The 13,657-nt window shown below is 62.8% G+C and carries 10 protein-coding genes; 9 read left to right on the top strand and 1 reads right to left on the bottom strand.

Translation table 11 applies throughout. The features are described from left to right. Positions 1–62 precede the first annotated feature (62 nt). The 9 genes from NKH83_RS21970 (at position 63) to NKH83_RS21930 (ending at position 12,409) form a co-directional block, all read left to right on the top strand. Positions 63–3,542, top strand: a complete 3,480-nt coding sequence (locus NKH83_RS21970) for an indolepyruvate ferredoxin oxidoreductase family protein (protein WP_352480088.1) — start codon at positions 63–65, stop codon at positions 3,540–3,542. A 152-nt stretch (positions 3,543–3,694) separates the two neighbouring features. Then, positions 3,695–6,016 (top strand): putative bifunctional diguanylate cyclase/phosphodiesterase, encoded by a 2,322-nt coding sequence (locus NKH83_RS21965; RefSeq protein WP_352480089.1) that lies wholly within the window; start codon positions 3,695–3,697, stop codon positions 6,014–6,016. A 149-nt stretch (positions 6,017–6,165) separates the two neighbouring features. Next, a complete protein-coding gene (locus tag NKH83_RS21960) occupies positions 6,166–6,948 on the top strand; it encodes an N-acyl amino acid synthase FeeM domain-containing protein (RefSeq protein WP_352480090.1) in 783 nt (260 codons plus the stop codon). Between the two features lie 119 nt (positions 6,949–7,067). Then, positions 7,068–7,217 (top strand): DUF3096 domain-containing protein, encoded by a 150-nt coding sequence (locus NKH83_RS21955; protein ID WP_352480107.1) that lies wholly within the window; start codon positions 7,068–7,070, stop codon positions 7,215–7,217. A 173-nt stretch (positions 7,218–7,390) separates the two neighbouring features. Further along, positions 7,391–7,615 carry an aa3-type cytochrome c oxidase subunit IV gene (locus NKH83_RS21950; RefSeq protein ID WP_254816044.1) on the top strand — a complete coding sequence of 75 codons (225 nt, stop codon included), beginning with the start codon at positions 7,391–7,393 and terminating at the stop codon, positions 7,613–7,615. Positions 7,616–7,696: 81 nt separating this feature from the next. Then, complete coding sequence (locus tag NKH83_RS21945) at positions 7,697–8,971, top strand: Re/Si-specific NAD(P)(+) transhydrogenase subunit alpha (protein ID WP_352480091.1); 1,275 nt, start codon at positions 7,697–7,699, stop codon at positions 8,969–8,971. Further along, positions 8,971–9,393 (top strand): NAD(P) transhydrogenase subunit alpha part 2, encoded by a 423-nt coding sequence (locus NKH83_RS21940; protein WP_302893582.1) that lies wholly within the window; start codon positions 8,971–8,973, stop codon positions 9,391–9,393. Before NKH83_RS21945 ends, NKH83_RS21940 begins: the two co-directional genes overlap by 1 nt. 6 nt (positions 9,394–9,399) lie before the next feature. Further along, positions 9,400–10,797 (top strand): NAD(P)(+) transhydrogenase (Re/Si-specific) subunit beta, encoded by a 1,398-nt coding sequence (locus tag NKH83_RS21935; RefSeq protein ID WP_352480092.1) that lies wholly within the window; start codon positions 9,400–9,402, stop codon positions 10,795–10,797. A 136-nt stretch (positions 10,798–10,933) separates the two neighbouring features. After that, complete coding sequence (locus tag NKH83_RS21930) at positions 10,934–12,409, top strand: hypothetical protein (protein WP_352807396.1); 1,476 nt, start codon at positions 10,934–10,936, stop codon at positions 12,407–12,409. A 95-nt stretch (positions 12,410–12,504) separates the two neighbouring features. Here NKH83_RS21930 and NKH83_RS21925 read toward each other — a convergent pair whose 3' ends face one another. Continuing rightward, positions 12,505–13,422 (bottom strand): hypothetical protein, encoded by a 918-nt coding sequence (locus NKH83_RS21925; RefSeq protein WP_352480094.1) that lies wholly within the window; start codon positions 13,420–13,422, stop codon positions 12,505–12,507. Positions 13,423–13,657: the final 235 nt, after the last annotated feature.

Here is a 13,657-nt window from a genome sequence, read left to right as displayed (position 1 = left end):
GGCACTCGACTCCGACGTTGGCCGTGCACCTCCTGGCACGGTCTCCGCACAGGAAACGCCTGATGACGCTGCACAACGTCGCGCTCGACGATAAGTTCGACCTGGCAAAGGAGCGCATTTTCCTGTCGGGTGCCCAGGCAGTCATCCGCATGCTTCTGATGCAGCGCGAGCGCGACCGCCGGGCTGGCCTGAACACCGCCGGTTTCGTCTCCGGCTATCGTGGCTCGCCGCTCGGCGGCCTCGACATGCAGCTGTGGAAGGCCAGGAACCAGCTCGCGCAGTCGGACATCGTCTTCCAGCCCGGTCTCAACGAGGAGCTCGCCGCCACCGCGTGCTGGGGCTCGCAGCAGGCGGAATTGCTGGGCGAGGGTACCCACGACGGCGTTTTTTCGGTCTGGTACGGCAAGGGTCCGGGCGTCGACCGCTCCGGCGACGTGTTCCGCCACGCCAATCTCGCCGGGTCGTCGAAACATGGCGGCGTGTTAGCCCTGATGGGTGACGACCACATGGCCGAATCCTCGACCAACGCGCATGCCACCGAGTTCCTGTTCGTCGACACCATGGTGCCGATCCTCAATCCGGCCGGCGTCCAGGAGATCATCGACTACGGCCTCTACGGCTTTGCCATGTCGCGTTTTGCCGGCACCTGGGCGGCGATCAAATGCGTCAAGGACAACATCGAATCGACGGCCTCGGTCGATGCCGCGCTCGACCGGCTAGATATCGTCGTCCCGGACTTCGACATGCCGCCCGGCGGCCTCAACATCCGTAACGAGATCGACATGCTCGGCCAGGAGGAGCGGTTGCATGAATACAAGCGCGCCGCAGCTTCCGCCTTCATCCACGCCAATGGGCTGAACCGGATCGTCTATTCGGGCGGCACCAGCGCCAGGCTTGGCATCGTCACCATCGGCAAGAGTTATCTCGACGTTCGCCAGGCGCTGGAGGATATCGGCATCGACGAAGCGGCCGCCAATCGTATCGGCATCAGGCTGTTCAAGGTCGGCTGCCCGTGGCCGCTCGACCTGCAGCACGTCGCCGACTTTGCTCGCGGCCTCGATACCATCGTCGTCGTCGAGGAGAAACGCTCGCTGATCGAGGTGCAACTGCGCGAGAACCTTTACGGCACCGCGACGCAGCCGGTCATCGTCGGCAAGAAGGACGAGCGCGGCGACTGGCTGTTCCCGGCCAAGGGCGCGCTCGACCCCAACGACATTGCCATCGCGCTCGGCGAGAGGATTTTGCGAACGATCGGCCCGTCGGAGGAAATCGCCGCGCGGGTGGCGAAGTTGCGCCAGTTCCAGGCGATGCTGGCCGACACGTCAGACATCGCCTCGCGCACGCCGTTCTTCTGCTCCGGCTGCCCACACAATTCCTCGACCAAGGTGCCGGACGGCTCGCTCGCCGCCGCCGGGATCGGCTGTCATTTCATGGCGTTATGGATGGACCGCAATACGGTAGGCTTCACCGCCATGGGCGGCGAGGGCGCGCAGTGGGTCGGCCAGGCGCCGTTCTCGAAGCGCGAGCACATCTTCCAGAATCTGGGCGATGGCACCTACAACCATTCGGGCGTGCTGGCGATCCGCTTCGCGCTGTCGACCGACGCCAACATCACCTATAAGATCCTCTACAATGACGCCGTCGCGATGACCGGCGGGCAGCCGCACGAGGGCGGGCTGACGGTGGACATGATCGCAAGGCAGGTGCGCGCCGAGGGCGTCCAGCGCATCGCCATCGTCACCGACGAACCGGACAAATATACCGGCAAGGTGGAATTTCCCCCCGGCGCCACTGTCCATCACCGCGACGACCTCGATCTCGTCCAGCGCGAGTTGCGCTCGGTCAAAGGCGTCTCGGTGCTGCTCTACGACCAGACTTGCGCTGCCGAGAAGCGCCGTCGGCGCAAGCGCGGCACCTTCCCCGATCCCGACAAGCGTATCTTCATCAACGAGCTGGTCTGCGAAGGCTGCGGCGATTGCGGCGTGCAGTCGAATTGCGTCTCGATCCAGCCGGTCGAGACGGAATTCGGCCGCAAGCGCAAGATCGACCAGTCGAGCTGCAACAAGGACTTCTCTTGCGTCAACGGTTTCTGCCCGTCCTTCGTCACCGTCCACGGCGCCAAAATCAGGAAAGCCGAAGGCATAGCCGGCGCGGCCGACCCGCTCGCGGGTGTGCCGGCGCCGGCGCAATTTGCGCTCGGTGAACAAGGCTGGGCGGCGATCATCGACGGTGTCGGCGGCACTGGCGTCGTCACCATAGGCGCGGTGCTAGGCATGGCCGCACATCTGGAAGGCAAGGGCTGCGGCATGATCGACATGGCCGGCCTCGCCCAGAAGGGCGGCTCCGTGTTCACCCATGTCCGCATCGCCCGCACGCCGGACGACATCCACGCCATTCGGGTATCGGCCGGCAAGGCCGACCTCGTGCTTGGCTGCGATCTCGTCGTTTCGGGTGCCAAGAAGGTGCTGGCCGCGGTGCGCGAAGGCCATACCATCTTCCTCGCCAACACCGCCGAGATCATGCCGGGCGAGTTCGCCCGTTCGGCCGATTTCTCGCTGCCCGTCGAGCGGCTGAAGAAAGCGATAAGAACGGCCGCAGGCGACGACAAGGCGCATTTCTTCGACGCCACCCGCACCGCCACCGCGCTGTTCGGCAGCTCGCTTGGCGCCAACATGTTCATGCTCGGCTTCGCCTTCCAGCATGGCGGCCTGCCGCTGTCGGCGGAGGCGGTCGAGAAGGCGATCGAACTCAACGGCGAGGCGGTGGCGATGAATGTCGCGGCATTTCGCTGGGGCCGCCGCGCCGCCCACCAGCCGGATTTCGTGCGTGGCCTTCTCGCCCAGCCGGGCAAGGCCACGCAGCCTGCCGCCATTGCCGAGACGCTGGACGACATCATTGCCCGCCGCGTCGCCTTGCTGACCGCCTATCAGAACGCCGCCTATGGCAAGCGCTATGCCAACAGACTGGCGGCGCTGCGCAAGGCCGAAACCAATGCTGTGCCCGGGTCGACCGTGGTGACCGAAGCTGCCGCGAAGAACCTGTTCAAGCTGATGGCGATCAAGGACGAATACGAGGTGGCGCGGCTTTATACGGACGGCTCCTTTGCCGCAGAGCTCGCAAAGCAGTTCCAGAGCTACGGCAAGCTTGAATTCCATCTCGCACCGCCGATCATGGGCAGGCGCGGCAGTGACGGCAAGCCGAAGAAATCGAGCTTTGGCCCGTGGATGATGAACGGGCTCCGCCTGCTGGCGGCGATGAGGGGGCTGCGCGGCACCGCTTTCGACCTGTTCGGCTACAGCGCCGAGAGGCGCATGGAGCGGCAGCTTCTTGCCCTCTATGAAGCCGACCTGGAGCTTGTCGCCGGCGCGCTGGCGCCGGGCAAGATCGAGGCCGCTGCCGCGCTTGTTTCGGTACCGGCGCTCATCCGCGGCTTTGGCCACGTCAAGCAGGCCAGTGCCGAAAAAGCCGCCGGCGAACGCCAGCGTCTACTCGACCGCCTCTCGAGGGCGCCGCTGCGGCCGCAACTTCAAGCCGCCGAATGATTCCGCGCTCTGATACCCCTTGTTTACCTGAACTGTAGTTTCCCTACTTCCGCAGCGTCACCAATGGATGACGGCAGGGCTCGAAACGCCGCTCTAAACCTTTCTTAAGGCCAATGTGACACTGCTGGGTTCCCCAGGGTTGGGATCCAGGCGTGAATCTGAGACGAAAAAACGAGATTCCGGTCGACGTTTACATTCCGTTCGTGGAAACGCTGTTTCGCGACGGGTTCACGCTGTCGATCGGCCTTGTTGCGCAGACACTCCTCGTCATCCTGGTCTATTGGAAGACCATGGACTTGGCGTATCTTCTAGTTGCTGCTGGGCTCATCATTGTCGGTACTCTGCGCCTTCGCAACATCCGGAAATACGGGCGACTTCCTTCCCCGACGACGTGGGAAGAAGCCCATGATCGCGAAAATGATTACATAATTTTCGGTTCGATGCATGGTTTCATGCTTGGCGCGTTCTGTTTCGTTAGCATTTATCTGGCAAATGACAGCCACGACAACTATGCCGAAATAGCCTCTGTCTGCGTCACTCTTGCATCGGTCACGTCGATTGCCGGCCGCAATTATGGGTCGCCGCGCATGGTCATGATTTTTATCATTACCACCACATGGCCCATATCGCTTGGCTTTATCCTGCGCGGCGATATCTACCACATTATCCTCGGTCTGATGTCGGCCCCTTTTCTGTTTGCGATCAAGCGGTTCGCCGACATCGTCCGCGAAGTCCTGTTTACCGCCCTGTCGGAGGAAAAGAAGGCGAACCGCATCGCGCAGCGGTTCAACCGCGCGCTCAATACCATGTCGCATGGCCTTGTCATGCTTGGTCCCGACGGCCGGGTGGCGGTGGCCAATGCCGAAGCCGCGCACCTGATGTCGCTCAAATCGGCCGATGCGCTGCTAGGCCGCTCGATCCACGGTCTGCTGATGCGCGGCGCTGCAGGTGGCATGCTGGCGCCGAAAGATTGCCGTTACATCGAAGCCCAGCTGACGCGTGCGTTGCGCGAGGGCCGCGACCGCAAGGTCCTGGTCTCGCTCACCAACGGCCAGCACTATGAATTTTCGGCGCGCGAAGGCAGCCAGGAACTGGGCGTCGTCACTTTCGAGGATGTGACCGCCCGGGTCGAGGCGGAAGACAAGATCCGCTTCATGGCGCGCTACGACAGTCTCACCGGCCTGCCCAACCGCGCCTACTTCCACGAGTTGGTGGTGGAAGCCATGGCCTCAGGGGATCCCGCGCGTCTCTGCGGGCTGGTGGTGCTCGACCTCGACGATTTCAAGAGCGTCAATGACACGCTCGGCCATCCGGTCGGCGACGGATTGATCTACGCCGTTGCCGAGCGGCTGGCCGCGGTCGCTGGGCCAGGCATCACCGTCAGCCGCTTCGGCGGCGACGAGTTCATGATCTTCTTCGAGCGCATCGAGGATGAAAGCCACCTGATCGGCCAGGTTGATGAGATCTTTGTCAATCTACAGGGCGAGGTCGATGTCGCCGGCCACGGATTACGCATCCAGGCCAGCGGCGGCGCGGTGCTGTCGCGGGTCAAGGATACCGACGTCGACGCCATGATCGTCAAGGCCGACCTTGCACTCTACAAGGCCAAGGAGCTTGGCAAGAACGGTTGGCGGCTGTTCGAGGCCTCCATGGATGCTGCCTTCCGCAGCCGTCAGCTGATGAAGGCGGACCTGCGCAGCGCCGTGGAAAATAACGAATTGCGGGTGGTCTATCAGCCGATCGTGGCGATGAGCACGATGCGTATCGCCAGTTGCGAAGCGCTGTGCCGCTGGGATCATCCCGATCTCGGGCCGATTTCCCCCGGTATCTTTATTCCGCTGGCGGAGGAAATGGGGATTATTTCCGACATCAGCACCTTCGTCCTGCATGCGGCCTGCACGGAATGCGCGAAATGGCCGGCCCAGACCAGCGTGTCGGTCAATCTCTCGGCCAAGGATTTCCGCAACCGTGATGTCATCCAGAAGGTTCGCGACGCGCTAGCTGAATCCGGTCTTTCCGCCGGACGTCTGGAGATCGAGGTCACCGAAACGGCGCTGCTCGACGACAAGTCGCTGACACGCCAATATATCGAGGAGTTGAAGCGGCTCGGCGTGCGCATTGCGCTCGACGATTTTGGTACCGGCTATTCGAGCCTGAGCTATCTCCACAAGCTGCCGCTCGACAAGATCAAGATCGATCGCTCGTTCCTGATCGACGTCACCCAGAACAGCCGGTCGCTCGAATTGCTGAAGGGCATCGTCAACCTGTCGCGACCGCTGGGACTTTCAGTCACTGTCGAAGGTGTCGAGACCTTCGAACAGCTCAAGATCCTGGCATTGCAGGTCAAGCCGGACCTGGTCCAGGGCTTTCTGTTCGGATCTGCGCTCAGCGCGTCCGGCATCGAGACCATGTCGAGCACCGTCTGGCCTTTCGCCAAGGACATCCAGACGGCAAGGAAGGCGCCGCGGCGCTGACTTCGCGCTGAAAACCGCGTATTTTAGTATAATTTTATTAATTATTAACCTTAACGGGCGGTAAACGACCTCCTACTTATTTTCATCTTTACATCTCATGACCCGTCCGTAGTGTCGGCTGGTGGCGGCAATCGCGGGGAATAGAGTTCATGTGTGCCCAGTTGAGTTCGCTCGGCCATGCGGCGGGCGCTGGTGGGAAAGATGCGTCCGAGACCATGTCCAGCTTCGCGCAACATGTCTATGCGCTGCTTGACCGGACGGAGTACCGACGCTGTGAAAGCGGCGAGGATTTCGAAAGCATTTACAGGCTGCGCTACAATTCCTATCGGATGAACGATCTGGTGCCCGAGAATGCGTCCCGTCAGGTCCATGACGAGTTTGACGAACTGCCCAATTGCCATACGTTTGGAATCTACATCGAGGGGCGGCTGGTCAGCACGATGCGCCTGCATGACGTGTCTGCTGATAACGCCACATCACCAGCGCTCAGCGTATACAAGGACTTGTTGATGCCTCGTCTGGCGGCCGGCGAAGTCTTTATCGACCCGAGCCGTTTTGCCGTGGACGCCGAATGGTCACGGCTTTACCCTCAGATCCCGTATGTGACGCTGCGCCTTGCCGGCATGGCGTGCTTCCATTTCGGCGCGCCTTATTGCATATCCATGATCCGTGAGGACCATGCGGCTTTCTACAAGCGCATCTATCGGGCGCGACCGATCGGTGATGCGCGGCCCTATGCCGGCGTGATCAACTGTTTTGCGCTGCTTTATCAGGCCGATGTCCTGGCGATCAAGAATGAAACCTACGCTCGCTTTCCGTTCTTCCGTTCGACGCCGATGGAGCAGCGCATGTTGTTCGATAAGCCCGGTGCCGGCGAACTCGCGCCGCTGACCATCCTGCCCACCGCCAAGTATTTTCGCGAAGCCGCCTGAACGAGCCCATGGAGCCTTCCGATCGCTTCGGCGTTCTGGGCAAGGGTGCTGGTGGTAAGTCGGCATGGCCGACATCCATCACGCACGGCTTCGATAGCGATCCGATCAAAGGAACCGATATGACCATTTCCACGCTCGCCCTTACCCCGCTTATCTCGCTGATTGCAGGCGTGCTGATCCTGGTGATCCCGCGGCTGCTCAATTATATCGTCGCCCTTTATCTGATCGTTGTCGGCCTGCTCGGGCTGTTCCCGCATCTCGCCGGCTAACGACTTCGGCAATAGCGGACCTGCCATCCATTGGGATTGGTATCGCCGCGCTTCACGAAGCGATTTCAAGTTTTGCTTGAGATTGTTGGCTGCGGCGATGCGGCAATAGCGCCATTGCCCTTAACGCGGCTTTTCGCTATGTGCCTGAAAGATGTCTTCGAAGGGGTATTCCAATGGCTGAACATACGCCGACCGGTCCTGTCGAACTGGGCGCGAAGATGGACTATGCCGAGCACGACCGCACCTATGCCGGCTTTGTGATGCTGGCCAAATATGGGTCGCTATTTTGCGCCGCCGTGCTTCTTGCCATGGCGTTCGGCTTCTTTGTGGGCGGCTTCTTCTCGGCGACTATCCTGTTCGTGCTGATCCTGGCCATCGGCGCTTTTATTCTCCGATAACTCCTCCAACCTTTGTCGAAAGCGCCGCCGCGGACGGTCGGTGTCTTGCGGTAACAGGGTTCCGGCCGAAAGGATCGTGCGGTGGGACAGACGGTTTTCATCCCTCGTGAGCTCGACGCAAACGAGCCTCGCGTCGCGGCCTCGCCCGATACGGTGAAGCGGCTGGCAGCGCTGGGTTTGGACGTAATCGTGGAAACCGGCGCCGGCACGGCGTCGCGCATTCCCGACGAGGAGTTTGCCAAGGCGGGCGCCGCGATCGGCAAAGCCGGCGATGCTGCCAAGGCCGACGTGGTGCTAAAGGTGCGCCGCCCCATGGACGCCGAGCTGAAGGGCTACAAGTCCGGCGCCGCTGTCATCGCGATCATGGATCCCTACGGCAACGATGCTGCCGTCGCAGCCCTTGCCAGGGCCGGTGTTACTGCCTTCTCCATGGAGTTCATGCCGCGCATCACCCGGGCGCAATCGATGGACGTTCTATCCAGCCAGGCCAACCTCGCCGGCTACCAGGCGGTGATCGATGCGGCTGCCGAATATGACCGGGCGTTGCCGATGATGATGACGGCGGCTGGCACGGTGCCGGCTGCGAAGGCGTTCGTCATGGGCGTCGGCGTCGCCGGTCTGCAGGCCATCGCCACCGCGCGCCGCCTCGGCGCCGTGGTCACCGCCACCGACGTGCGCCCGGCCGCCAAGGAGCAGGTCGCCTCGCTCGGCGCAAAATTCCTGGCCGTCGAGGACGAGGAGTTCAAGGCGGCTGAGACGGCTGGCGGCTACGCCAAGGAAATGTCGAAGGAGTACCAGGCCAAGCAGGCGGCGCTGACCGCCGAGCACATCGCCAAGCAGGACATCGTCATCACCACGGCGCTCATCCCCGGCCGGCCAGCGCCGAAGCTGGTTTCGGCGGCGATGGTCGCCTCGATGAAACCCGGCTCCGTGATCGTCGACCTCGCGGTGGAGCGCGGCGGCAATGTCGAGGGCGCCGTGCCCGGGAAGGTGGTGACCGCCGCCAACGGGGTAAAGATCGTCGGCCATGTCAACGTTCCCGGTCGCGTCGCCGCCTCGGCCTCGCTTCTCTATGCCAGGAACCTCTATGCCTTCCTCGAGACGCTGGTCGACAAGGCGACGAAGACGCTTGCCATCAACCGCGACGACGAGCTGGTCAAGGCAACCATGCTGACCGATGCCGGCAAGGTCGTGCATCCCGCGTTCGTCAGGGCTGAACAGGAGCCACCAAAGGGCCAACATGTCGAACCACCGGCCATTCCGGCGAGGACGATGGTTGCCGAGGCTTCGGCGAAGCCGGCTGCGAAGAGACCAGCCACTTCGAGGAAGCCCAAGACCACCGGAGGGATCGCGTGATGGATCAGACTCTGCAGAAAGCCCTCGACCAGCTCGACCAGGCGACAGCTGCCGTGCGGCTCGCGGTTCAGAACCTGGCCGCCGCGCCCGGCACCGAAGCGGCGGGTGACGCCGCTCACGCGCTGTCCGGCGGTGCCATCGATCCCTTCGTCTTCCGCTTCGCCATCTTCGTGCTGGCGATCTTCGTCGGCTACTACGTCGTCTGGTCGGTGACGCCGGCGCTGCACACGCCATTGATGGCCGTCACCAACGCCATTTCCTCCGTCATCGTCGTCGGCGCGTTGCTGGCCGTCGGCATCTCGGCCTCGGGCATCGCCACCGGCTTCGGCTTCGTTGCGCTGATGCTGGTATCGGTCAACATCTTCGGCGGCTTCCTCGTCACCCAGCGCATGCTGGCTATGTACAAGAAGAAGGAAAAGTAGGCCGCTATGAACGCCAACTTCGCTTCCTTCCTCTATCTGGTCTCCGGCATCCTGTTCATCCTGGCATTGCGCGGCCTGTCGCATCCGACCACCAGCCGCCAGGGCAACATGTACGGCATGATCGGCATGGGCATTGCCATCGCCACGACGCTGGCTCTGGCCACCCCTTCCGCCGGCCGCTTCGCGCTGATCGTGCTCGGGCTGCTGATCGGCGGCTCGGTCGGTGCGGTCACGGCACGGCGCATCGCCATGACCTCGATGCCGCAGCTGGTCGCCGCCTTTCACTCGCTGGTCGGTCTTGCTGCGGTCATGGTGGCGGCCGCCGCCATCTATGCACCGGAAAGCTTCGGCATCGGCACCGTCGCCGATATTCATGCCCAGGCGCTGATCGAGATGAGCCTCGGCGTTGCCATTGGCGCGATCACCTTCACCGGCTCGGTCATCGCTTTCTTGAAGCTCGACGGCCGCATGTCGGGCAAGCCGATCATGATCGGTGGCCGCCACTTCATCAACGCGGCGCTGGGCATTGCGCTGATCGTGCTGATTGTGCTGCTCGTCACCACCGAGTCCAAGCTGGTGTTCTGGCTGATCGTTGCCGGCTCGCTGGTGCTGGGCGTCCTTCTCATCATCCCGATCGGCGGCGCCGATATGCCGGTGGTGGTGTCGATGCTGAATTCCTATTCCGGCTGGGCCGCCGCCGCACTCGGTTTCACGCTCGGCAATCTGGCGCTGATCATCACCGGCGCTCTGGTCGGTTCATCGGGCGCCATCCTGTCCTACATCATGTGCAAAGGCATGAACCGGAGCTTCATCTCGGTCATCCTCGGCGGCTTCGGCGGGGAGACATCAGCCATTGCCAACGACGGCATCGAGCGCACGGTCAAGCAGGGCTCGGCCGAGGATGCCGCCTATCTGATGATGAATGCGCAAAAGGTCATCATCGTGCCCGGCTACGGCATGGCCGTCGCCCAGGCGCAGCACGCGCTGCGCGAGATGGCCGATAAGCTCAAGGCCAACGGCGTCGACGTCAAATACGCCATCCACCCCGTCGCCGGCCGCATGCCCGGCCACATGAACGTGCTCTTGGCCGAAGCCAACGTGCCTTATGACGAAGTGTTCGAGCTGGAGGACATCAACTCTGAGTTCGCACAGGCCGACGTTGCCTATGTCATCGGCGCCAACGACGTCACCAATCCCTCGGCTCGTGACGACAAGTCGTCGCCGATCTACGGCATGCCGATCCTCGATGTCGACAAGGCGCGCACCTGCCTGTTCGTCAAGCGCTCGCTTGGCTCCGGCTATGCCGGCATCGACAACACGCTGTTCTACAAGGACGGCACCATGATGCTGCTCGGCGACGCCAAGAAGATGACCGAGGAGATCGTCAAGGCTATGGATCACTGAAAAGGCGTCGCTGCCAACTCACTGCCGATCGTCGAATACAGCCCGGCTCCGCGCCGGGCTTTTTCTTGGCTGTTACCGGTTCTGAAGCTACGATGCCGACCGTCGTCTTGCAAACGGCGTCATCGTGGAGGTGCTGGTGCCCGACCCTGGTTCTGCTGCATCGCCGGCCGCCGATCTGACCGCAGCAGAGAAGGCGCCGCGCAAGCGCAGCCAGGCGGTAGTGGTCGTGCACGGCATGGGCGAGCAGCGGCCCATGGACACGTTGAGGGAGTTTGTCCAGGCCGTATGGAGCCACGATCCGGCCCGTGCACCGTTCTATGCCCACGTCGCCGATCCGGCCGACCCGATGGGTGCGAAGATCAACCAGAGCTGGATCACGCCCGACAGCCGGACCAATTCGCACGAACTCCGCCGGATCACCACGCCCTATGATGTCGATGGCCGCCGCACCGATTTCTACGAGCTTTACTGGGCCGACATCACCCAGGGCACGACCCGAAGCCGCCTTGCTGCCTGGGTGACGACCCTGCTCTGGCGCAAGCCCGTCGATATTCCGCGCGATGTGCGCAAACTCTACGTCGTCACGCTGTTGGCCACCATCGTCGTCCTCGGCGCGGCGCTGGCGCTCGCAACGTCGACCTGGCAAGGCTACATCTCCTGGACGACCGGTGTGCTTGTCACGGTTCTGGCGTCGTTCGTCATCTGGTCGGTGGACCAGTTTGGCTTGCCTTATTTCGGCGACGTCGCCGCCTATGTGCGGGCCGAAGCGGCAACGGTCGAGAAACGGGCGCTGGTCCGCGAGCGTGGCCTCAAGCTGCTGAAGCGTCTCATGATGGACGATGCCTATGATCGCATCGTGCTGGTCTCGCACAGCCTCGGGTCGATCATCGCCTATGATCTGTTGCAGATCTTGTGGGCTGATTTCAGGCCTAGAAAGCTGGAAGCCATTCGCGACAAAGCGCGGCTGAAGGCGATCCACGCCGTCGACAAAGCGACGCTGGCCGCCGATGCCTCCGCCTGGCCCGACAGCCTCAATGATCTCCCCGCATTCCGGCGCCACCAATGGGAGCTCTACCGGCAGCTTCGCGTCGGCGACGCCGATCATCCGCTGCCGTGGAAGATCAGCGATTTCGTCACGCTCGGCAGTCCGCTGACCCACAGCGAGTTCCTGGTGACCTACAACCTCGCCGAATTCAGGCGCGGCATCGCCGAGCGCCTGTTTTCGGCATGCCCGCCGATCGCCGACAGGGCGGCGGGCGGGACCATGCTCTACCAGGGAGGGCGCAGCCATTCCGGCAAGCCGCAGCGGGCGGTGCATCATGGCGCGGTGTTTGCCGCAACGCGCTGGACCAATATTTTCGACAGGGGCAATGGCTGGCTGACCGGCGACCCGATCTCAGGGCGGATGACGGAAAACTTCGGTCCCGGCGTGGAAAACATCCAGGTCGAGCTGCGCGGCTCGCTTGGCCGCGTCTTCACGCACAGGCTCTATTGGTCGCTGACGGCGAGCGGCGTCGAAGTCAATGCGCCGGTCGGCGCACGGCCGCGCTCGCACCTTGCCGTGCTGCGCGATGCGGTCGATCTCGGCCGCAAACTGGAAGCTGAGCTGTAGGCGGTGAGCACGACAATGCCGCGGCGGCACTTCAAGGCAAGGGTCCGCTTCGGGCGTAATCTTCCCGAAGCGGACCGAGTTCGCCTAGTCACCGATCAACGATTGGTCAGGAAAATTGCTTCCTCGTCGTCGCGCTGCCTGCCGCCAAGTGCTGCGGCCGCACTGGCAATGAAGGCGCCGATGACCAGCGACAGCGCGCCAATCAGCGAGAAGGTGGCGCCTGCCTTTCTGGCGGTGTCGGCCGCCTGCTGCGCCTTGACCTTGGCCTCCTGCGCTCTGGCGATTACTGCATCGACGCGAGCGGTGGCATCCGCTTCGGACAGGCCTGTGCGGGCGGCCACCAGCCGCGACAGATAGGTCTTGTCGTCGGCCGATATTTCGCCTGCTGCGGCACTCGCGATCAGAATGCGCGATGCCTGCGCCGATGCCGCGGCGTCGCTCTCCGGATTGGCGGCAGCGAGCCTTGCCGGATCGGCCGGGCGAAACAGCGTATCGACGAAATACGACGTGGCGTCGTTAGTCGAGGCGCCACCAGCGTTTGCGGCAGCACCTGCCGAAGCGCCCATTGCCGCGCCCGATGCCACAGTCGAAGCAGCCTGGACACCGCTGCCTATTGCGGCCGAAAGCGCCGTGCCGAGCACGCCGGCGACGAGCAACGTCGCCAGCGCCCAGGCCAGGAAACCGTGAGCGGTATCGCGGAAGAAGACTTCATCGGTGTGGATGCCGACCCATTTGGTGCGCAGGCGTCCGGCGAGGTAGCCGCCCAGCGCCGACGACAACCACTGCACGACGATCAGCCAGACGGCAGTGGAAACTGCGAAAGTGGTGACTGACGCACCCGAGCCGGACCATGGCGACACCATGCTCAGCCCAAGCCCGGAGCCGAGCAGCATCAAGATGAAGGTAAGCGTCGACGCAGCAAAGGCGCCGGCGACGATTGGCCCCCAGCTGACAGCGGGGGAAGCGGATTCCGTCGGTGCGGAAACGTCGGCAGTCGTTAGGGTGGACGGCATCGAAGCCCCCTACCTTGCAAACAGCATGATCAGAATAATGATCGGAATCGGGACTCCGAGAAGCCAGAGCAAAATGCCACGTCCCATGGATGCCTCCTGCGGCGATTGTGATCAACTACAATGCCTTGAAAGCCTTTCCGTTCCGGCGGTCCTGCTGATCTCTGTTGCTTGCAACAGTCGGCATCGGTGCGCCAAGGCGCACCAATGCACTTCATGCCTGCTGGCTGGGTATCTG

Source organism: Mesorhizobium sp. M0909, from assembly GCF_040319515.1.
Classification (GTDB): Bacteria; Pseudomonadota; Alphaproteobacteria; order Rhizobiales; family Rhizobiaceae; genus Mesorhizobium.
Note: the sequence above shows the minus strand (reverse complement) of the source record. Positions and strands in the feature narration are given on the sequence as shown.

Excerpts from the sequence above, each read along its gene's own strand:
- NKH83_RS21970 (WP_352480088.1), top strand. The coding sequence starts at position 63 with ATGACGCTGCACAACGTCGCGCTCGACGATAAGTTCGACCTGGCAAAG.
- NKH83_RS21960 (WP_352480090.1), top strand. The coding sequence starts at position 6,166 with ATGTGTGCCCAGTTGAGTTCGCTCGGCCATGCGGCGGGCGCTGGTGGG.
- NKH83_RS21955 (WP_352480107.1), top strand. The coding sequence starts at position 7,068 with ATGACCATTTCCACGCTCGCCCTTACCCCGCTTATCTCGCTGATTGCA.
- NKH83_RS21950 (WP_254816044.1), top strand. The coding sequence starts at position 7,391 with ATGGCTGAACATACGCCGACCGGTCCTGTCGAACTGGGCGCGAAGATG.
- NKH83_RS21940 (WP_302893582.1), top strand. The coding sequence starts at position 8,971 with ATGGATCAGACTCTGCAGAAAGCCCTCGACCAGCTCGACCAGGCGACA.
- NKH83_RS21935 (WP_352480092.1), top strand. The coding sequence starts at position 9,400 with ATGAACGCCAACTTCGCTTCCTTCCTCTATCTGGTCTCCGGCATCCTG.
- NKH83_RS21925 (WP_352480094.1), bottom strand. The coding sequence starts at position 13,422 with ATGCCGTCCACCCTAACGACTGCCGACGTTTCCGCACCGACGGAATCC.